Origin of the sequence: Amycolatopsis coloradensis (assembly GCF_037997115.1) — a bacterium.
GTDB lineage: Bacteria > Actinomycetota > Actinomycetes > Mycobacteriales > Pseudonocardiaceae > Amycolatopsis > Amycolatopsis coloradensis_A.
The window spans coordinates 4091409-4111059 of record NZ_CP150484.1 but is presented as its reverse complement, the minus strand read 5'-3'; the positions used below and the strand labels follow the sequence as shown (position 1 = coordinate 4111059).

Sequence of the window (19651 nt, the reverse complement as noted above, 5' to 3'; positions counted from 1 at the left end):
CCGCCGGGAGGCGTGGGCTGTTCACACCACAGTCCGGACCCTGCCGCATAATGCCGCGGCGACGACCTGACACTTGGGGGCAGTCCATGACCGACCGGCCGGCCATCGCCAGGGAGCAGGTCGAACGCGTGCTCGGCCCGAAGGTCGCGAAACGACTCGGCGCGTTCGACGACGGGACCCTTTACGTCTCGGCAGGCGGGTGGGCCGAGTTGCTGGCCTGGCTCGTGGACTTCGCCGTCTACCTGCTTGGCGCGGGAGCCGGTTTCGTCGTGTTCGCGGTCGCCACCCGGAACAGTGCGATCCCCGACAGCGCGGCGCTGCTGACCCTGCTCGGCCTGCTGATCGGTATCCCGGTGCTCTACGGCCTGTTCTTCGGCGGCGGCCGCGTCCTCGGCGCCGCGCTCACCGGGACCCGGCTCGTCCGGATCAAGGACGGCGGGCGGATCGGCGCGGCGGCCTGCTGGGCCATGCTCGTGCGCACCCTGCTGTTCCCCCTCCTGCTCGTCGCGATGGTGCTGGCCGGATCGGGCGGCGTCGGTTCGGTCAGGAGGGTCAGCATCGACGAAGAGGCCACACGGCGGCTCCGTAGCCGCTAGGCGGTGTCCCACTCCGGCGCGTCGACGAAGTGGACGTCGTATCGCTCGTGAAGGCGCTCGACCTCCTCCGGTGTGACGTTGCCGCGAAGGATTTCGGGCAGGACGCGGAAATAACCGAACCGGTCGACACCCGGCGCCAGCGTGATGAGGACGTCCGCGGCCCGCTCCGGCGGCGCGGCGAACGCGTGCCGCACCCCCGGCGGGATCACCACGTATCCACCGCGCTCGATCGTGACCGTTTCCGCGCCGACCAACATGCGCAGTGCTCCTTCCAGCACGTAGAAGGCTTCCGCGGATTTCTTGTGACAGTGCGGTTTCGTGCCGGGTTCACCGGCTCGGAGCGACAACCGGTTGGCACCGAGAAACCCGCCCGTGTGCTCGCCGTCGGCCAGCAACCACAACGCGGGCTTCTCGATGACCTCCGCGTCCTTCTCCTGCATCACCCAGGCTTCGTTCGCCATCGCGTTCCCCATCTAGTTGAAGTCTTCAACCAAACCTAGACCGAAGTGGTTGAAGCCGTCAACTGTTACGGTGTGTGCCGTGACCGACTGGCTCGACACGGAACAGCAGCGCGACTGGCGGGCGTTCATCGAAGGCTCCGTGCGCTTCATCGACCTGCTCGACCGGCGGCTGCGGGAGGAGCACGGCCTTTCCCTGGCCGAGTACGAACTCCTGGTGCGGCTGTCCGAAGCCACCGGCCGGTCGATGCGCATGGCCGACCTCGCGAAATCGGCGTACTACTCGCGCAGCCGGCTGTCGCACCGCGTCAGCGGGCTGGAGACCCGCAGGCTGGTCCGGCGGGAATCGGCCGCCGACGACGGCCGTGGTGTGCGGGCGCGGCTCACCGGCAAGGGGTACGAGACGCTGCTGCGCGCGGCGCCGGACAATCTCCGCACCGTTCGCGAACACTTCGTGGACGTGATCGCGCCGGAAGACCTCCAGGCCGTCGGCCGCGCCATGCGCGCCGTCGCCGCGCGACTCGATCAGTGACGCGTCGCCGAAGGAAGCTCACCGAACCGCGTGCGGTACTCACCCGCGAACCGGCCGAGATGGGTCATGCCCCAGCGGTGGGCTATGTCGCCGATCAGGTCGCCGGTCGTCAGGATGTCGTGGCGGATCCGGTCCAGCCGGAGGTCGCGGACGTAGCCCATCGGTGTCGTCCCGAGTTTCTCCCGGAACGTGTCGCCGGGCGCTGAAGGCCTTTGTGGACCGCCGCCGGGAACGCTACGCGCTCCTGGTCGAGACCTCGGTCACGATCGCCGCCCTCGAGCAGGAGCAGCGGCATCGCGACGCGTATCCGCTCATCGAGGCATGTCACCGGCGGATGGCGCGACCGGCGTGATGCCCGTCTTGGCGGCAACCGGTAATGTCCGGATCATGAGCGACGCGCCGCCGACCCCTTCCGAGGCCTTCGACCTTCTGCTCTCCGGTAACCGGCGCTTCGTCGCCGGAACCCCGGAACCCCGGAACACCCGAACCAGGACGCGGTACGCCGCGCCGAAACCGCTCCTGAACAGAGCCCCTTCGCCGTCCTCTTCGGCTGTTCCGACTCGCGACTGGCCGCCGAGATCATCTTCGACCGCGGGCTGGGCGACCTGTTCGTCGTCCGCACCGCCGGCCACGTCGCCGGTTCGGAGGTGCTGGGCAGCATCGAGTACGCCGTCAGCATCCTCAAGGCTCCCCTGGTCGTCGTCCTCGGCCACGACTCCTGCGGCGCCGTCGCCGCGACCCGCGCGGCGCTGACCGACGGACTCGGCACCAACAGCTTCGTCCGCGACGTCGTCGAGCGGGTCACCCCGAGCGTCCTCGCCGCCCAGGCCGCCGGGCTCACCGACAACGACGACATCATCGACGAGCACATCCGCCACACCGTCGACCTCCTCGTCGACCGCTCCAGGCTGCTCGCCGACAAGATCGAGGCAGGCGAGACCGCCGTCGCCGGGCTGTCGTACCACCTGGCCGACGGCAACGCGCGGGTCGTCACCACCCGTGGGTTGAGCTAGGTCGGCAGGAGCGCTCCCGCTAGCGCGAGGACGGTTCCGGCACCGGCCGCGACCAATATCGTGGTCACCACTCCACGCCGTAACACGAACAGCAGGACCCCGGCACCGGCGAGTACGGCGTACTGCCATGCCTGGGTCAGGCTGAGCGCGAGCGGGATCGCCGAGCCGAGGATGGCGCCGACGGCGGCCGGGCCGGCGCCGTCGAGGAACGCCCGCACGTTCGGGTTGCCGCGTAGCCGGTCGAAGTGCTTGGCACCGAAGAGTATGAAGAGGAACGACGGGGCGAAGGCGACCAGCGAGGCGAGGATGCCGCCGGTGAGCCCTGCCGCCGCGTAGCCGACGACGGCGACGGTCTGCACCACCGGGCCCGGGGTGACCTGTCCGAGCGCGACCGCGTTCAGGAACTCGCCCGCGGTCATCCAGTGGTAGGTGTTCACCGCGTCGTCCTGCATGAGCGGGATGATCACGAAACCGCCGCCGTAGGACAGCATCCCGACCTTGAGCGCCACCCACGCCACCGACGCGAAGACGCCGACGCCCGCTGCCGCGGCGGCCAAGGATTGGACGGGGACGGCGAACAGGGCGGCGGTGGACTCGCCGCGGCGTGAGCGGTTCACGGTCAGCTCGATCAGGCCGCAGCCCAGCAGGACGAGCACCAGCCACGGACCGAGCAAGGCGGCCGACGCGACACCCGCGACGACGTACAGAGCCCAGCGAACGCGCCCCGTCGTGGCCGCACGCCGCCACCCCGCCGGGATCAGGCCGACACCCGCGTGCACCGCGACGGCGGCGACCGCCGCACCCGCTCCCGCGCCGGCGCCACGGACCCACGCCGGCGGCGACCCGGTGAGGAACAGTGCGGCCAGCGCCAAGATCACGATGAGACCGGGCACGATGAACGCCGCGCCGCCGATGAGCGCCCCCGCGCGGCCGCGCACCCGCCACGCCGTGAAGATCGCCAGCTGGGTCGAAGCCGGGCCGGGCAACAGGTTGCAGGCGGCGATCGCGTCCTCGAACTCCTGATCCGAGAGCCAGCCCCGGCGCTGCACGCACAGCTTGCGGAGCAGGGCGATATGGGTGGGCGGACCGCCGAAACCGATGCAGCCGATCCGGCCCCATTCCCGCAGGACGGTTCCCAGGCCAGGTGTGGCGACGGCGTCCTGAGTGGACTCGTCCGGCATCGCGGGCTCCTGCTCGCCGTGCGGGGTCAACGGGCCGCGGGCTGGAACAGTTCGACCGGATTGCCCGCCGGGTCGTCGAACACGATCTGGCGGCCGCCCAGACCGGTCACGACGTCACTGCGGAACCGGACGCCCGCCGCACGCAGCCTGGCGACTTCGGTGTCGATGTCGCCGACGACGAGATGGATGCGGTTCCAGCCGCCCGGCACCGGTTTCGTGCCGTCCGGCATCGGACGGCCCGCCGAACTCTCCGGACCGCTGAGCAGCAGCCGGAGATTCCCGCGCACCACGTCCGCGAACGCGGGCAGCACACTCGAGCGCACGGTGAAATCCAGGTGCCCGGTGTAGAACTCGACGGCCGCCGCGACGTCGTCGACCAGGTAACGCACACTCGCCAGATCCGAAGTCATGTCCACTTCACCTCATCGTTCAGGTTCTTCAGCTGGGCGGTCAGGAACCCGATCCGCCGGTCCAGTTCGGCGGCGAGGCGACGGAACGCCGGATAGGTCTCGCCCGCGTCGTCGATTTCCCGCGCCGGGTCCGGCAGACTCCAGTGGACGACGCGCGGATGCCCGGGGAACTCCGGGCAGACCTCGCGGACCCGGTCGCAAAGGCTGATCACCCAATGGAATCGCCTGTTCCGTAGACCGTCCACATGGGACGGCTCGTGGTCGAGGGCGATACCGCGCTCGGCCATGGCGCGCACGGCGTCCGGATGCAGCGGTTTCGGATGGCTGCCCGCACTCGCCACCTCGACCGTCGAACCGGCCCGGTGCCGCAGCAGCGCCTCGGCCATCGGGGACCGTCCGCTGTTGCCGGTGCACACGAAGAGCACCTTGAGCCGGGAACCGGCGGTCGGGTCCGCCGGATTCGGCACGAGTGCGGGATGCAGCGAACTCCCCGCCTCGGCGAGCGCGTCCGCGCACCGCCCCAGATCGAGGTGGTAGTAGGTGTCACGACCGTCGAAACTGCTTCTCCGCGCCCTGACCAGCTCCGCCGCTCGCAGCTTGCGCAGGTGATAGGACACCAGGTTCTGCGGCTGCCCGACCAGTTCCACCAGTTCGCGCACCCGGCGGTCGCCGTGGGACAACTCGCGCAGCAGCCGCCAGCGCAGCGGATCACTCGCCAGCCGCACGAACGGCGGCGGCTCGGACATCTCAACGGTCGCCACGTGCCCAAGTTACATCAATACAGGTTGATATATCTAGACCTCGGCGCCCGGGAACGTTATCGTCGCGTGGTGCCGTCTCCCGAGATCGTGGAGTTGTCATGACCGCAGACCCGCCTCACCTGCCACCCAGCGACGAAAACCTCGAGAAACTGATCGACGCGCTGACCGAACGCTTCCCCGCCGGCCGCGAGGAGGTCGAAGCGATCGTCCACCGGCACTTCACCGAGCTCAGTTCCCACGCCCCGGTGGACGCGTACCTCCTCCAGCTGACCGAAGGCAAGACCGCGGACGAACTTCGCGCCCGCTATCCGGCGCATTGAGCTTCCGCACCAGGATGGGGTGCTCGACTGAAGGCGCCGCCGGTACGCGGGTGGCCGTTTCGCCTGACTGGACGGACGTCACGCGTGTCGCCGGCGCTGGGTCTCGTGAGTGGCAAGGACGGTTCTAACCGTCCTTACCGCTCACGACAGCGCTCCCTCCTCGAGGAGTGTCCCTTGTGGACAGTCGAGAAGACAGCGCCGGGCATCTTTCGGCGAGAACGACGTCAGACGGCGCGACGGGCACGTGACAGGGCAAGCCAGCCGAGGATCGCGGCGAGCGACCCGATCACCAGCGCGACGAAACCGCCGACGATTCCGTAGCCGGTGCCGGGCCCGCCCTCGGCGGCGGCCACGACGAAACCACCGCCCGCCATGCCGGACAGCCCCGCCGTCAGTGCCACGATGGCCGCGCGCCGGGTGGTGCCGGAGCGGAGACGGGCGAGGGCGAACCCTCCGGCGATCACCCCGATCACCCCCGCCAGCGCGGCCACCAAGGACCAGAGACGCCCGGGAGTCAGGTAGGCGGCGGCGAGCGGCTCGGACAGCAGATGGACCGACATGGGGCATTCCTTCGTTCGATGGCCGGATGTCCCTTGATGGTGTCCGCCGGGGCCGCCGAGGGCGTCCGGTGAACGCAGGCAATCCGGGCTGCCGCCGATGCGGCAGGAACGCCGGGACTACCGCGTGCGCGGTAGACCGCGGATGGTCCGCGTGGAGGAGTCGCCAGGGCGGGGAGCTGGCTAGGGTGCACGCATGAGCAGGGTGTGGGACTGGGTGATCGCCGCCGGGGTGACGGCGGTCCTGCTCGTCACGGGGCTGTCCGGTGTGGACTCCACGACGAGCTTCGACCCGCTGGGCCACGTGGTGCTGGTCGCCAGTGGCCTGGCGCTCGTCGCCCACCGCCGGGCGCCGGTCACGGTGCTGGCCGTGACCGGGGTGTGCGCCTTGGGATACCAGGCCCTCGGCTTCGATGTTCCTGTCGTCGCTTACCTGGTCGCGGTCTACGCCGCCGTCCGGGCCGGTCACCGGGTCGTCGCCGTCGCGGGATCGCTGCTCATGGTCGCCGCGCTCCCGCTCGTCCTCCTGGCCTCCGCCAACGCCGTCACCGTGAGCGAGGCACTCGCACAGAGCCGGGACGCGCTTCAGCTGGCCTGGCTGATCGCCGCCGGAGCGGCGGGTGAGGCGATGCGCCAGGCAGAACGCCGGGCCGACGAGGCCGAACGCACCCGCGAAGAGACTGCGCGGCGCCGGGCCGACGAGGAACGCCTGCACATCGCGCGGGAGCTGCACGATTCGCTCACCCACCAGATCTCCGTCATCAAGGTGCAGGCCGAAGTCGCCGTCCACCTGGCGACCAAACGGGGTGAGCCGGTGCCGGAATCCTTGCTGGCGATCCGGGAAGCCGGTCGTGAGGCGTCCCGGGAACTGCGGGCGACCCTGGAAGCCCTGCGTGACGAGGGAACGAATCCGCCGCACGGGCTCGACCGGATCCCCGACCTGGTGGAACGCGCGAAGGCGACCGGCCTGGACGCGACGCTCGTCGTCGAAGGGCGGCGGCACGACCTGCCCGTGGCGGTGGACCGCACCGCGTACCGGATCGTCCAGGAATCGCTGACCAACATCGCCCGGCACGCCGCGGCCACGACCGCGTCCGTCCGGATCGACCACCGCCCCGGCGCTCTCGCCATCCGGGTCGACGACGACGGCGGGGCCGCTCCGGACACCGCACCGGTGCCCGGCGTCGGACTGCTGGGGATGCGTGAACGGGTCACCGCCCTGGGCGGCAGTCTCCACGCCGGACCGCGAAACTCGGGCGGTTTCTCCGTCCGGGCCGAACTGCCCGTTGAGCGAACCGCATGATCCGTGTCCTGCTGGTCGACGATCAGCCGCTTCTCCGCAGCGGCTTCCGCGCGCTGCTCGACATCGAGGAGGACATCGAGGTCGTGGCCGAAGCCTCCGACGGGAGCGACGGCGTGGCGCTCGCCAGGAAGCACCTGCCCGACATCGCGCTCATCGACATCCAGATGCCCGTCGTCGACGGCATCGAGGCGACCCGGCGCATCGCCGCCGATCCGGCCCTGTCCGGCGTGCACGTCGTCATCCTGACCAACTACGGCCTGGACGAGTACGTCTTCGACGCGCTGCGGGCGGGTGCGGCGGGATTCCTGGTCAAGGACATCGAACCCGAAGACTTCCTGCACGCCGTCCGCGTGGCCGCACGCGGCGACGCGCTGCTCGCGCCATCGATCACCCGCAAGCTGATCGACCGGTACGTCACCCTGCCACCGGGCGCCGGCACGGGCACGGGGCTGAAGGAGCTGACCAACCGCGAACGCGAAGCCGTCACCCTGGTCGCTCGGGGCCTGTCCAACGACGAAATCGCCGACCGCATGGTGATCAGCCCGCTGACCGCGAAGACCCACGTCAACCGTGCCATGACCAAACTCCACGCCCGCGACCGCGCGCAGCTCGTCGTGCTCGCCTACGAATCCGGCCTGGTAGTGCCAGGCGACCCGGCTCCGGGCTAGCCCGATCAGGGCCAGCTGCCCGAGCCTCCCCGGGCGGACCGGACCGCTTTGCCGGTGCCGCGCGGAAAACCGTGTTTGCCGAGACGGACCTCGGCCAGTTCGTCCGCGCTGGTCATCGTGAAGAACAGCGCGAGGAACAGGCTCAGCACGAGCACGCCCAGCACCGGCGCCACCGGCAACGGCGTCAGCGTCACCAGGAGCACGAACGCGGCCACGAGCCACGGCAGCGCCTCAAAACAGATCCGGACGGCGAAGCGCAGCAGCCACGTGCGCGCCGTCGCGTCGTGCAGGACCCAGTCCCGGTATCGCTCGGGCAGCCGCCGTCCGTAGACGTACTGCATCCAGCGGAGGGGACCTGGTCGTTCCATACGGATCACCTGCTGGGGATTACCCCTTTCGCCTCGATTCATGTACGTGGCCGTGATTGCCGGAGAACCGAGCCGGGTAGCCCATCGACATGGCTGACGCGCGCACCACGGCCCGCTCGTTCGCCAGGACTACGCCGTCGGCCCCCGGCCGGCTCGAAGCCGTCCTCGCCGGTGGCCGGATCCCTTTGCTCGCCGAGAAATGAACACCGAACCGGAGGAGGAAGCCCCGATGGCCACCTGCGAAGTCTGCGGAAACGACTACGAGAAGACGTTCGAGATCCAGACCGTCGAAGGAGCGAGGCATACCTTCGACTCCTTCGAATGCGCGATCCACCAGCTGGCGCCGATCTGCGAACACTGCGGATGCCGAGTCATCGGGCACGGAATCCAGGTGGAGGACCGATTCTTCTGCTGCGCCCACTGCGCGCGGGAAAGCGCGGTCGCCGGCGGGGAGAAGGCACGCGACGCCGTCGCCACGTCCTGAGCATCACGTCGCTCGCGTTACAAGGGCTCCTCGGGGGGCGTGGCGAAACCGAGCCAGGGTATGCGGCAGGGCCACCGCCCGCCCTCCGAGGAGACAACGGTGGTGAGGTCGGGCAGACCCTCGTGTGCATGTTCTGCCGTCCTCATCGCGCGGACCAGGCCAGCCGCGAGGAACGCGACGGCACCGGCGCGCGCTGAAATCAGACCGCGAACCTCAGGATCGCGCCGACGCCCTCGGCCAGGCCCTCACCGCTGACGGGGACGAGATCCGCGCCTTCGGCCAGCACGGCCGCCGGCAGCGCTTCGTCCGCCCGACACCGCGTGAGAGCTTCCGCGCCGGTCCCCGAAAGTTCGAGATCCTCCTTCGTGGTCGCGACCTGCGTCGGGTCGCCCGCGACCCAGACGAGCCGGTCGGCCAGCGACTCGCCGTCGATCAGCAGCGTCTCGACGGCGGCCGACCGCAGGGCCGCCGTCGTTCGCGCGAGCCCGTCCACCGCCAGCCCGCCGTCGCGCCCCTGTTCGGCGCGGAACCGGTCGATCACGTCCTGGCGACGGCGTTCCGCGTGCTCCGCCAGCACCCGCCGCACCTCGGCTTCGAGCGCCTCGGGTGCGCTCCCGTCCGCCCGGCCGCCTTGTTCGAGCTCGACGACCTTCTCCGTCCCCCGCGGCGGGAGTTCGTCACGCACCAGTGCGCGCGCCTGCACCTCGCCCGCGAGCACCAGGACCTCGGCGCCGACGGCGTCGGCGAGCTTGACCGCCTCCCGCGCGACCTCCGCGGCGTTGCGTTCGGCGACGGCCTCCACGCGATGCTGGATGTTCCAGTAGGCCGAGCCACCGCCGCGCACCTTGTGCACCGGGTGGTCCTCGCCCTCGACGGTCCGCTCCTCGGCGCCGTCCTCGCCGACCGCGAACAGATCGGCGCCCGTCTTGTCCACGACCACCACCACATGCGGCACGACCGCCGGGGAAAGCCGCAGAAGCGGGAGCAGATACGGCTGCGGCGCGACCCGGACGACCTCACGGAGCGGCGGCTCCACGAGCTCCTCGTCGAGCACGATCTCCCCGCCCTCGGCGACCAGGGCACGCCCGGTCCTGCCTTCGGATGGCGGCGCGGCAGTCACGGCCGCGTCGAGCGCGCTGAGTGTCCGCTCCTCGGCGCCTTCGTCGGCCAGCTGCTTGCGGATCGACCGCCAGCGCAGGTCCAGTCGCGCGGCGGCGTCCTCGGTGTCGTGCGAGTTGTCGAAATAGACCGACGCGAACGGTCCTTCGCGCACGGTGACCTGCCGGAGCGTTGAAGTGTGCACGGTATCTCCTGTCTCGTCGGATCCGCTTTCGATCTTCGGGTACCCGGGAGAGGGCCGGTGAATCATGGCTCCGGCGTCGGGCTGGGTGCCCGCGCGGCGTTCGGTGAGGGTGTGTGGAAACAGGGACGTCAAGGTCGGAAAGCTGACCTGTCCGTGAAGGCCTCCTTGCCTACCCTGAAGGTAGTGAAGGAGGCCTTCACTACCTCCGGACATCTGCGCGAATTGTTCTTTCCGTCACAAGGGGGTCTGCCCGTAGAATGGGGCGATGTCGGGGGACGAGCCAAAGAAAACCGATGACGAGCCGGACTACAAGAAGTGGGGCGTCATCGTCGGCACGATCAGCGGGGTTTTCGCCATTCTGGCGGCCGTCAATACGCTGACCGGGTTCAATCCGTTGAAGGGCCTCGCGCCCGCCCCTGCCAGCCAGACGTCGGCTTCACGGCCGCTCGCCGCGGCCACGAGCGTGCCGCGGACCACCGTGTCGCGGCCGATCCGGGAACCGGCGCGGACCACGGAGGAGGCGCCCGCCACCCGGGCCGCCAGGACGACGCCACCGGCACGGCCCGATTTCCAGGTCCGCTCATCGCAGTGGAACGGACCGTGCAACGACAACGCCTGCTCGATGAGCGCCGTCTTCCGCAACAACGGCGGCACGGGTTCCGGAACCGCGACGTTCTTCGTGCTGTGGCCGGACAAGTTCAGCTATCTCGCGCAGTGTTCCGTCGTACTTCCCAGAACGGGCGAGAACGATTTCACCAGCGCCGGATGCGTCGCGAGCAGCGCACAGCTTCAGCACTACTTCCGCACACATCGCGGCGGAACCGTACGCCTGTACGTCAAGGCCGAAAGCTGACCGGTCCGTGAAGGCCTCCTTGCCTACCCTGAAGGTAGTGAAGGAGGCCTTCACGGACATCACGGCCGGCTAGGACGTCTTCGGCGTCGCACGCACGCCGTAGTGCATGTACTGCTCCCCGGTCGGCAGCGTGTAGAAGGTGACCGGCATCCACGTCCGCGTCCCGGGCTCTCGGCAGAGGAAAAGCGAGTCGGTCACCGGGACCAGATCGAACTCCTGCGTCTTCTCCGCCAGGAGTTCGGCGAGCGGTCCGGTGGCGGTCTGCCGCAGCCGCAGCCCCTCCTCCGCCGCCAGCACGTCCATCCGCGCGCCTGCCCGTTCGTAGCCGCCCACATGCCTCGATCCGTCGACGGTGACCGGAGTCGCGGGCGGTTCGAGCGGCCGCGGCATCGCGACGTCGGCGAGTTCGGCGACGATCTCCCGGTACAGCTCGACGTACAGGTCCCGGGTGTTGCCCCCGTTGGTGAGCAGCGTGATGGCGAGCCCCTGGTCGGGCAGGAGCCGGAGGAACGCCGACTGGCCGATCGTGTTGCCGTCGTGGCCGATGACGCGCTGCCCGCTCCAGGTGTCACGGATCCAGCCGAGCCCCCAGGAGTCGCCGAGCGAATGCTTGTCGGGGATGTCGGTCTGCTTCTCGGCCATCGCGGTGGCCGAGTCCGTCGTCAGGATCCGTTCCCCCGCCGGGGTCAGCCCGCCGGTGAGGTGCAGCCGTGCGAAGCCGAGCACGTCCTTCGCGGTGGCGGTGATCAGCCCGGCGGGCCCCATGCTCCGGGGCAGTCCCCAGACGGGCGCCGGCGCCGGATCCTCGTCTCCGTTGGCGACGTGACCGACGGCCGCCCGGAAGAGCAAGGCCTCCTCGGGAAGGGTCACGGTGTGGGTGAGACCGAGTGGGGCGAACAGTTTCTCGCGCATCGCCGCGTCCCAGGTCAGCCCGGTGAGCTTCTCGATCACCCGGCCCATGACCACGAAACCCGAGTTGCAGTAGGAGAACGTCTCGCCGAGAGGATGGTTCTGCGCGGCCTGGTCGAGGATTTCGACGTAGCGTTCGAGACAGTCGTCGCCGCGGCCGGTGTCGGTGAAGACGTCGCCGTCGATACCGCTGGTGTGCGTCAGCAGGTGCCGCATGGTGACTTTCCCGGCCACACCGGGATCGGCCAGCCGCAGTTCCGGCAGGACGTCCGCGATCGGCGCGTCCAGTTCGAGGAGACCTTCGTCGACCAGCCGCATCACCACGGTCGCGGTCCACACCTTGGAGATCGAGCCGATCTGGAACACCGAGTCGTCAGTGACCTCGACCCCCGTCTTCGTGTTCAGCACGCCGTGGGAGGCGAGCACCTCGGTGTCATCACCGATCCGGGCGATGCCGAGCGCCGCGCCGGGAACGCGGTGCTTGCGGGCCAGTTCGGCCAGCCGTCGCCGCCAGTGCGCCGCCTCGATCGGCACCCGTGAAGGCCCGTCGGCCGGCGCCGTGTGCTGCTCGACCCAGCCGAGCACACGCCGGTTGAAATCGAGCCGGTGCGACGGCGGCCCGTCGAGGATGAACAGGTGCGAGGCGTCCGGGTACAGCACCAGCCTGCACGGGACGCCCCGTGCGCGCAGGGCACCGAACCATTGCTCGGCCTGCCCGACCGGGCACCGGTCGTCCTTCGCGCCCTGGATGACGAGCGTGGGCGTTCGCACCCGCTCGACCTGGGCGAACGGCGAGAACCGCTCGTTGGCCTTGTCCCACGCCGGCCCACCGAGTTCGCCGACGGCGAGGTAGTGCCCGGCGTCGGACGTGCCGCCCATGCTGGTCAGGTCGCTGACCACCCCACCGGCGACGGCGGCGGCGAAACGGCTGTCGCGGCTGGTCAGGTAACAGGTCATGAAGCCGCCGTAGCTGTAACCCGCCACGGCCAGCCGGTCGGCGTCGGCGATCCCTTCGGCGACAAGGTGATCCAACGGTTCGAGGAAGTCCGCCGCGTCGGCGACACCCCATCCGCCGACGGCGGCGGTGTAGAAGTCCTCGCCGTAGCCGTCGCTGCCCCGCGGGTTGATCAGCAGTACCGCCCAGCCCCGCGCGACGAGCGCCTGGTGATAGAGATGGATCGAGTCGGCGGCGCCGTTCCAGGCGTTGTGCGGTCCGCCGTGGATGTCGAGCAGCAGTGGCGCGGCGCCGGATCGCACCGGGTCACGCAGCAGCCAGCCGTGGACGACGGTGCCGTCGCCGATGGTGAATTCCCTCTCCTCGTGACGGAAAAGCTCGACCTCGGCCACGGAGGCGCCGTGCTTCGTGCGCACGTCGACGGCGCCGGTGGCCCGGTCGACGACGGCGACTTCGCCGAACGAATCTCCGGTGGCCATGACGACCACGACCCGCCCGGCCGCGATGTCCATTCCGGACACCACGCGATCCGCGCCCGCCAGTACCGCACGCGAGCTCTCACCGTCCACTTCGTACAGATGGGTACAGCCGCGGTCCCGGACGCCGAACAACACGGCGCCGTCCTCCGTCAGCTGCGGCAGGGCTCCCGGATAGCCGGGGCCACCGGGCATCACGTTGCGGTCCAGGGACGCGGTCAGCTCGACCGGGTCCCCGCCGTCGAGCGGGACACGCCACAATCCGAGATGACCGACCTGGGTGTCGGCCCGGCCCACCACCAGCAGCGCGGCACCATCGGCGGACCAGCCGACCGTGCCCGCCATGCCCTCACCGGAGCCGATCAGCCGTGGCTCGGCGGTCCTGGCGGTCACGTCGACCACATAGGCACCGGAACGGAAGGTCAAGTCGGCGTCGCCGTCCTGCCCGGACGAGAAGGCGAGGTGCGTGCCGTCGGGCGACCAGGCCGGATCACTGGCGTGCCAGTCGCCGAAGGTGACCTGCCGGACTTCGCGCGTGGCGACTTCGAGGACGTGCAGATGCTTGCGGACGGTCTTGATCAGCCCTGCGCCGTCGGCCTTGAAGTCCAGCCGATCGGCCACCACCGGCGCGTTCGCCGCGGGTTCGCCGCCGGCCAGGTCGACCGCGGCCGAGAAGGCGACCTTGCCGCCGTCCGGGCTCCAGACCGGGGCGCCCGCCCCGAGCGGGAGTTCGGTGACCTGCTCGGCCTCCCCGCCCGACGACGGCAGGAACCACACCTGCGGCGGCCCGTCCTGGGCGCGGAGGAACGCGATCCGCGTGCCGTCCGGCGCCCATTTCGGCGCCATGTCGGCGGTTCCGCGGGTGAGCCGCCGGGCTTCGCCGCCGGTCGCGCCGACCTCCCAGAGGGTGCTCACGTTCCGGTCTTCGTCACGGTCCGCGGTGCGCAGGACGTAGACGATCCGGTCACCGTCCGGGGACAGCGAAGGCTGGCTGGGGACGGCGATGTCGTACAGGTCGTCGAGACCGAGACGTCGGGTCATGATGCGCTTGCTCCTCTGGAGGTCGTGAGCTCGTTGTCGCTGAAGTGGCAGGCCGCCGAGTGACGCCGGTATGCCGCGCCGTCGGCGGGATCCGCCTGGAGGCAGAGGTCGCGATCGGCCCGCACGAGCGGGCCGACCGGGCAGCGCGGGTGGTAACGGCATCCGCCGGGCGGATGATGCGGGTCGGCGGGCTCGGCGTCGGCGGTCGCCTCGTCCGAGCCGGCGCCGAGCAGCGAGGTGGTCGCCGACGGCGCCGCGGCGAGCAGGTCACGCGTGTACGGATGCCGCGGATCGGCGAGCACCTGTTCGGCCGGGCCGACCTCGACGATCCGGCCGAGGTACATCACGGCGACGATGTCGCTGAGATAGCGGATCACCGCGAGGTTGTGCGAGATGAACAGCATCGACAGGCCGAGCCGCCGTTGCACGGACCGGACGAGGTTGAGGACCGCGCCCTGCACCGAGACGTCGAGCGCGGAGGTGATCTCGTCCGCGATCAGCACCTCCGGCCGCCCGGCCAGCGCGCGGGCGAGCGCCACCCGTTGCCGCTGGCCGCCGGAAAGCCGCCCCGGCAGGTGGACGGCGCGTTCGGGATCGAGGTTGACCAGTTCCAGCAGGCGGGCGACCTCGTCCCGGGGTGCCGCGCGTCCGGGGAGGACGCCGCGCGGGATCGCTTCGGTGATCGATTCCCCGATGCTCATCCGGGGGTCCAAAGAGGAATACGGATCCTGGAACACCATCTGCAACGGCGGGCGGCGGGGCAGTTCGCGGACGTCCACGCCACCCAGCAGAACCCGTCCGGCGCTGATCGGCGAGAGCCCGACGGCGGCGCGGGCCAGCGTCGACTTCCCCGATCCCGATTCACCGACCAGCCCGACGACCTGTCCGGAAGGGACGGTCAGCGCGACCCGGTCGACGGCGGTGAGCCCGCGCCTGCCGCCGTAGCGGACGCTCACCGCGTCGAAGACGAGATCGCTCACTCCGCACCTCCGGCGGTCACGGTTTCCTTGACAGGCTGGGAAAGCGGCGCCGGATACCAGCAGGCGACGCGATGCCCTGGTTCCACGCGCTCCAGCACCGGGTCCTCGAGACGGCATCGGTCGGTCACCGCCGGGCACCGGTCGGCGAAGGCACAGCCGGTGGGAACCCGGTCCGGTTCCGGCGGGCGGCCGGGGATCACCGCGAGCGGCGCGTCACGGTCGGTCTCGAGGTCGAGCGTCGCGGCCAGCAAGGCCCGCGTGTACGGATGCCGCGGTGTCCCGGCGGTCGGCAGGTCCTCCACCACCCGGCCCGCGTACATGACCAGCATCCGTTCGCAAGTCTGCGAAACGACTGCGATGTCGTGGCTGATCAGGATGATCGCCGTGTCCCGTTCGGACCTGGTCCGCGCCAGCAGGCGCAGCAGCTGCCGCTGCACGGTGACGTCCAGCGCCGTGGTCGGCTCGTCGGCGATGATGAGCTTCGGGTCGCCCATCAGGCCCATGCCGATCATGGCGCGCTGCCGCATCCCGCCGGAGAACTCGTGCGGATACTGCCGCGCACGCCGTTCGGCGGCGGGGATCCGCACCGCGCGCAACCGGTCCACGGCCCGCTCGAAGGCCTTGGCCCGCGGGAGTCCCTGATGCTGTTCGGCGACTTCGGCCAATTGGCGGCCGATCCGCCTGGTCGGGTTGAACGAGGTCATCGGATCCTGGAAGACCATCGCCAGTGACGTGCCGAGCAGACCGCGCAGCTCCCGTTCCGGGGTCGTCAGCAGCGGTTTCCCGGCGAATTCGAGTCTGTCCGCGGTGACCACGGCCGGCGCTTCGACCAGCCGCGATACCGCCAGCCCGGTCAGGCTCTTCCCCGAGCCGGACTCGCCGACGACGCCGACCGCCTCACCGGCGCTGACGGTGAAACCCACCCCGCGCACCGGAACGGTCCAGCCCGCCGGGTTCGGGAACGCGACCTGGAGGTTCTCCACCACCAGCACGGCGTCGTCGCGACTCTCGGCGGCGTCTTCCCTGGCGGGCGCGACCGGCCGCGGTGCGAGCTTGCGCAGCCCGGTGCGCACACCGATCACCCCGGCGACGGTCTCCCCCACCAGGTTGAAGGCGAGCCCAGCGAGGACGACCGCGACACCGGGGGCCAGCGCCGCCGCCGGATTGACGTAGATGCCGTTGAGTCCTTCGCCGAGGATCCGCCCCCAGTCGTATTCGGGGGCCTGCACACCGATGCCGAGGAAGGACAACCCGGCGAAGGCGAGCAGTGCCCCGCCGGCGCCGATGGTCGCGTTGACCACCAGCGGTTCGCCGATATTGGGCAGGATGTGCCGGAACAGCAACCGGATCCGGCCGACACCGGAGATCCTGGCCGCCGCGACGAAATCCCGTCCCGCCACCGAAGCGGCCAACGTCTGCGCCAGCCGCGCGAACGCCGGGGCCAGCGCGAAACCGACCGCCAGCACCGCGCCGTGCGTCCCGACACCGAAGATGACCGAGAAGAACAACACCAGCAGCAGCCCGGGAAAGGCGACCGCGATGTTGACCGCCGCGATCACCAGCCGGGCGAGCGGACGCGGCAGCACCGAGGGCAGCGTGCCGAGCACGAGCCCGGTCACCACCCCGATCACGGTGGCGAGCAGCGCCAGCACGATCGACAGCCTGGTCGCCACCAGCACGCGGAAGAGGATGTCGCGGCCGAGGTCGTCGGTGCCCAGCCAGTGCGCGGCCGACGGTCCCTGGCCGATCGCGTTCGTGTCGATCTCGAAAGCCTTGTCTTGCCACAGGATCGGCGCCAGGACCGCGAGCACGATCACCAGTGCCAGCAGCGCGGCCGAGCACGCGCCCAGCGGTGTGCGCAGCGCCCCGAGCCATTTCGCTCCGCGCGGATTCGCCATCTCAGTTCTCCCGGATCGTCGAACGCGGATCGAGGACGGCCAGCAGCACGTCCACCGTCAGGTTCACCAGCAGCACACCGATGCCGTAGACGAGCACGATTCCCTGCACCTGCGGGTAGTCCTTCTGCAGGATCGACTGCGCGATGGTGGAACCGAGCCCCGGCCAGGCGAACACGTTCTCTACCAGGACGGTTCCCGCCACCATCCCGGTCAGCATCAGCCCGCCCATGGTGAGGGTCGCGGTCACCGCGTTGGGCAACGCGTGCCGCAGGTACACCAGCCGCGCGGGCAACCGTTTCGCCCGCGCCGTGCGGATGAAGTCGTTGCCCAGCACGGAAAGCGTCTCCACGCGGACGATACGGGCGAGGACCGACGCCGGACCGAGCGCCAGCGCGATCACCGGGAGCACGAGCGCCCCCGGCCCCTCACTGCCCGCCACCGGAAACCAACCCAGCCGGACCGCGAAGAACGCCACCAGGGCCACCGCGACCAGGAACTCCGGGATCGCGGCCAGGAGGACCGTCGTCGAGGTGAACGCCAGTTCCCCGCCTCGACGGCGGCCGCCGCGGGTCAGCACGGCGAACAGCAGGCCCAGCGGGATCGCGACCGCGATGACCACCGCGAAGGCGGGCAACGCCAGCTCCAGGGTCGCGGGGAGCCGGTCGCCGATGACGTCCGCGACCGGCACCCCGGTGGTCATCGACGTTCCCCAGTCGCCCGAGAAGAGACCGGCGAGATAGTCGACGTACTGCTTCCACAGCGGATCGTCGAGGCCGAGCGCGGCCCGCCGGGCGTTCACCAGCTCGGCGGGCGCGGTCAGCCCGAGCGCCGCGCGGACCGGATCGCCGGGGATCAGCTGGATCATCAGGAACGCCGTGGTGACCAGCACCCACAGCGAGACCGCGAACCGGCCGAGGCGGCGGATCCCGAACGACAGCCAAGGACTGCTCCGCGGGCCCGCCGTCGCGACGGCGCTCGTCATCAGGAGTACATCCGGATCGACGACGGCAGGATCTGGCCCTGGTTCATCTCGAACCGCGCACCGTTCGCGAAGGTCGGGATGGTCGAATTCACGAACGGCACCACGTCGAGCCGTTCGAACAGCGCGGATTCGGCGGCCAGCCAGTCGCCGCAGCCGGATTCGCCCGCCTGCGCCGACGCCTTGCCCGCGAACTCGGTGTACCGGGGGTTCTCGATATACGCGAAATTCGTGCCCTGCGGAGGTTTCGCGCCGGAGACGAACGGAACGGCCTGGCTGGGCAGGACGAAGCCCAGCGGTGCCAGCGACACCTCCCACTCACCGGTGCCGAACAGCACCTGGCTGGTACCGGGACCGTCGACGGCCTTGATCGTGGCGTCGACCCCGACGTTCTTCCACGCCTGCAGGATCAGCTCCGCGGCCGAGACCATCGTCGGCCCGACCTGGGTGCCGTAGACGACGGTGAGCGCCAGCCGTTTGCCGTTCTTGGCCCGCACTCCGTCCGGGCCGGGCGCCCATCCCGCGGCGTCGAGCCCGGACTTCGCGGCGGCGACGTCGAAGGGTGGCAGCTTGCCGTTGATCGAATCACCGGGGCACGCCAAGGGTTCTCCGGTGACGAGGCCCTTGGCGGGCTGCCCGTTGCCGGTGGTGAGCACCTTGCCGATCTGGCCGAAATCGAGCGCCTGGGTCAGCGCCCGGCGCACCGCCTCGTCCTGACCGGGCCTGCCGGGTGCCTGGTTGAAGAAGATCTCGCCCATCGGCACGACGATGTCGGCGTGGAACAACTTCTGCGACCGCAGCCGCTGCTGGTCCTGTCCGGTCACCGACGCCGCGCTGAGCTCCCCGGACAGCAGCAGGTTCGCCGTCGTCGTCATGTTCGGCACGACCCGGAAGACCACTTTTTCGGGCAGTCCCGGCTGTTCGCTCTTCCAGTCGCCGGGGCCCCAGGTGTAGTCCTTGCGCCGGGTGAGGGTGTAGTGGTCGTTCGGCACGATCTCGGTCATGGTGAACATGCCGGTGCCGTGCTGTCCCTTCGCGACGGACGCCCGATCCGCCAGTCCCTTGGCGCAGACGATCGGCACGGCCGCCACGTTGCGCAGCAGGAACGAATCCGGTGCCCCGCTGGTGACCGTGACGGTCCTGGCGGCGTCGTCGGCGACCGCCTTCGTCCCCGCTTTGACACTGACCCCGGTCAGCGGGGACTTGGTCGCCGGATCACCGACGTGGTTGATGTTCGCGGCCACGTCCCGTGCGGTCAGCGGTGATCCGTCCGCACACTTCACCCCGTCGCGCAGGGTGAAGTTCGCCGTGGTCGTCGTGGCCTCCCACTTCTCGGCCAGCCCGGCCACCGGCTTGCCCGCGGAATCGAGGTGGATCAGGCCATCGTAGAGGAACCGGCCGATCTGCCTGGCGATCGACAGCACGGTGACGGCCGGGTCGAGCGTCCCCGGATCGGTCGGAAGGCCCATCGTGAAGGTCTTGCCCTCGGTCGGTTTCTGGTTCGCGGTCCGGTCCTCCCCGGATTGCGACGTCCCCCCGCACGCGCTCACGGTCAAGGCCACCACGCCCGCCATGGCGGCGGTGAGCCGAGCTGTCTTCATGCGGT

22 protein-coding genes are annotated in these 19651 nt (G+C 70.2%); 9 read left to right on the top strand and 13 right to left on the bottom strand.

The window, feature by feature from the left end:
• Positions 1 to 86 precede the first annotated feature (86 nt).
• On the top strand, positions 87 to 596 hold the full coding sequence (locus LCL61_RS19215) for a hypothetical protein (protein WP_340688113.1): 510 nt from the start codon (positions 87 to 89) through the stop codon (positions 594 to 596).
• Here LCL61_RS19215 and LCL61_RS19210 read toward each other — a convergent pair.
• Positions 593 to 1057 (bottom strand): cupin domain-containing protein, encoded by a 465-nt coding sequence (locus LCL61_RS19210; RefSeq protein WP_340688112.1) that lies wholly within the window; start codon positions 1055 to 1057, stop codon positions 593 to 595. The two genes, LCL61_RS19215 and LCL61_RS19210, sit on opposite strands and share 4 nt — an antisense overlap.
• 79 nt (positions 1058 to 1136) lie before the next feature.
• Here LCL61_RS19210 and LCL61_RS19205 point away from each other — a divergent pair, with 79 nt between their 5' ends.
• A complete protein-coding gene (locus tag LCL61_RS19205; protein WP_340688111.1) occupies positions 1137 to 1586 on the top strand; it encodes a MarR family winged helix-turn-helix transcriptional regulator in 450 nt (149 codons plus the stop codon).
• Here LCL61_RS19205 and LCL61_RS19200 read toward each other — a convergent pair.
• Positions 1580 to 1747 (bottom strand): helix-turn-helix domain-containing protein, encoded by a 168-nt coding sequence (locus LCL61_RS19200; protein ID WP_340688110.1) that lies wholly within the window; start codon positions 1745 to 1747, stop codon positions 1580 to 1582. The genes LCL61_RS19205 and LCL61_RS19200 overlap by 7 nt on opposite strands.
• 2 nt (positions 1748 to 1749) lie before the next feature.
• Here LCL61_RS19200 and LCL61_RS19195 point away from each other — a divergent pair, with 2 nt between their 5' ends.
• Positions 1750 to 1938 (top strand): hypothetical protein, encoded by a 189-nt coding sequence (locus LCL61_RS19195; protein ID WP_340688109.1) that lies wholly within the window; start codon positions 1750 to 1752, stop codon positions 1936 to 1938.
• A 214-nt stretch (positions 1939 to 2152) separates the two neighbouring features.
• Positions 2153 to 2599: a carbonic anhydrase gene (locus LCL61_RS19190; protein ID WP_340688624.1), complete on the top strand. Its 447-nt coding sequence runs from the start codon at positions 2153 to 2155 to the stop codon at positions 2597 to 2599.
• On the opposite strand, the gene chrA is transcribed toward LCL61_RS19190, so the two are convergent.
• Genes chrA through LCL61_RS19175 form a run of 3 tightly spaced genes read right to left on the bottom strand, consistent with a single transcriptional unit; the run spans position 2596 to position 4936 of the window.
• On the bottom strand, positions 2596 to 3780 hold the full coding sequence (gene chrA / locus LCL61_RS19185; RefSeq protein WP_340688108.1) for a chromate efflux transporter: 1185 nt from the start codon (positions 3778 to 3780) through the stop codon (positions 2596 to 2598). The two genes, LCL61_RS19190 and chrA, sit on opposite strands and share 4 nt — an antisense overlap.
• A 26-nt stretch (positions 3781 to 3806) precedes the next feature.
• Positions 3807 to 4190 carry a VOC family protein gene (locus LCL61_RS19180; RefSeq protein ID WP_340688107.1) on the bottom strand — a complete coding sequence of 128 codons (384 nt, stop codon included), beginning with the start codon at positions 4188 to 4190 and terminating at the stop codon, positions 3807 to 3809.
• Positions 4187 to 4936, bottom strand: a complete 750-nt coding sequence (locus LCL61_RS19175; protein ID WP_425342054.1) for an ArsR family transcriptional regulator — start codon at positions 4934 to 4936, stop codon at positions 4187 to 4189. Before LCL61_RS19175 ends, LCL61_RS19180 begins: the two co-directional genes overlap by 4 nt.
• A gap of 113 nt (positions 4937 to 5049) precedes the next feature.
• Between LCL61_RS19175 and LCL61_RS19170 the strand changes: the two genes are divergently transcribed.
• On the top strand, positions 5050 to 5271 hold the full coding sequence (locus tag LCL61_RS19170; protein ID WP_340688105.1) for a three-helix bundle dimerization domain-containing protein: 222 nt from the start codon (positions 5050 to 5052) through the stop codon (positions 5269 to 5271).
• 224 nt (positions 5272 to 5495) lie between these two features.
• Here the strand turns inward: LCL61_RS19170 and LCL61_RS19165 are convergent, their stop codons facing one another.
• Positions 5496 to 5831, bottom strand: a complete 336-nt coding sequence (locus LCL61_RS19165; RefSeq protein WP_340688104.1) for a DUF6223 family protein — start codon at positions 5829 to 5831, stop codon at positions 5496 to 5498.
• Between the two features lie 193 nt (positions 5832 to 6024).
• Between LCL61_RS19165 and LCL61_RS19160 the strand changes: the two genes are divergently transcribed.
• Together LCL61_RS19160 and LCL61_RS19155 are read left to right on the top strand one after the other, a co-directional pair.
• On the top strand, positions 6025 to 7131 hold the full coding sequence (locus LCL61_RS19160) for a sensor histidine kinase (protein ID WP_340688103.1): 1107 nt from the start codon (positions 6025 to 6027) through the stop codon (positions 7129 to 7131).
• Positions 7128 to 7799: a response regulator transcription factor gene (locus tag LCL61_RS19155; protein ID WP_340688102.1), complete on the top strand. Its 672-nt coding sequence runs from the start codon at positions 7128 to 7130 to the stop codon at positions 7797 to 7799. The genes LCL61_RS19160 and LCL61_RS19155 overlap by 4 nt, the downstream gene beginning before the upstream one ends.
• A 5-nt stretch (positions 7800 to 7804) precedes the next feature.
• Here the strand turns inward: LCL61_RS19155 and LCL61_RS19150 are convergent, their stop codons facing one another.
• Entirely contained in the window at positions 7805 to 8167 is a 363-nt protein-coding gene (locus LCL61_RS19150; protein ID WP_340688101.1) for a DUF5313 family protein, read from the bottom strand.
• 229 nt (positions 8168 to 8396) lie between these two features.
• Here LCL61_RS19150 and LCL61_RS19145 point away from each other — a divergent pair, with 229 nt between their 5' ends.
• The gene (locus tag LCL61_RS19145) at positions 8397 to 8651 is read left to right on the top strand and encodes a Prokaryotic metallothionein (RefSeq protein WP_340688100.1); all 255 of its coding nucleotides are present in this window, start codon (positions 8397 to 8399) and stop codon (positions 8649 to 8651) included.
• 199 nt (positions 8652 to 8850) lie between these two features.
• On the opposite strand, the gene LCL61_RS19140 is transcribed toward LCL61_RS19145, so the two are convergent.
• Complete coding sequence (locus LCL61_RS19140) at positions 8851 to 9954, bottom strand: Vms1/Ankzf1 family peptidyl-tRNA hydrolase (protein WP_340688099.1); 1104 nt, start codon at positions 9952 to 9954, stop codon at positions 8851 to 8853.
• A gap of 265 nt (positions 9955 to 10219) precedes the next feature.
• On the opposite strand from LCL61_RS19140, the gene LCL61_RS19135 reads away from it, so the two are divergent.
• Entirely contained in the window at positions 10220 to 10807 is a 588-nt protein-coding gene (locus LCL61_RS19135) for a hypothetical protein (protein WP_340688098.1), read from the top strand.
• Positions 10808 to 10876: 69 nt separating this feature from the next.
• Here the strand turns inward: LCL61_RS19135 and LCL61_RS19130 are convergent, their stop codons facing one another.
• From LCL61_RS19130 to LCL61_RS19110, 5 genes are read right to left on the bottom strand one after another with little or no spacing between them, the layout of a single operon-like run.
• On the bottom strand, positions 10877 to 14188 hold the full coding sequence (locus LCL61_RS19130) for a serine hydrolase (RefSeq protein ID WP_340688097.1): 3312 nt from the start codon (positions 14186 to 14188) through the stop codon (positions 10877 to 10879).
• Positions 14185 to 15168: an ABC transporter ATP-binding protein gene (locus LCL61_RS19125; protein ID WP_340688096.1), complete on the bottom strand. Its 984-nt coding sequence runs from the start codon at positions 15166 to 15168 to the stop codon at positions 14185 to 14187. The genes LCL61_RS19130 and LCL61_RS19125 overlap by 4 nt, the downstream gene beginning before the upstream one ends.
• Positions 15165 to 17066, bottom strand: coding sequence for a dipeptide/oligopeptide/nickel ABC transporter permease/ATP-binding protein (locus LCL61_RS19120; RefSeq protein ID WP_340688095.1), 1902 nt, complete (start codon positions 17064 to 17066; stop codon positions 15165 to 15167). The genes LCL61_RS19125 and LCL61_RS19120 overlap by 4 nt, the downstream gene beginning before the upstream one ends.
• Position 17067: 1 nt before the next feature.
• A complete protein-coding gene (locus LCL61_RS19115; RefSeq protein WP_340688094.1) occupies positions 17068 to 18048 on the bottom strand; it encodes an ABC transporter permease in 981 nt (326 codons plus the stop codon).
• The gene (locus LCL61_RS19110) at positions 18048 to 19646 is read right to left on the bottom strand and encodes an ABC transporter substrate-binding protein (protein WP_340688093.1); all 1599 of its coding nucleotides are present in this window, start codon (positions 19644 to 19646) and stop codon (positions 18048 to 18050) included. The genes LCL61_RS19115 and LCL61_RS19110 overlap by 1 nt, the downstream gene beginning before the upstream one ends.
• Positions 19647 to 19651 lie beyond the last annotated feature (5 nt).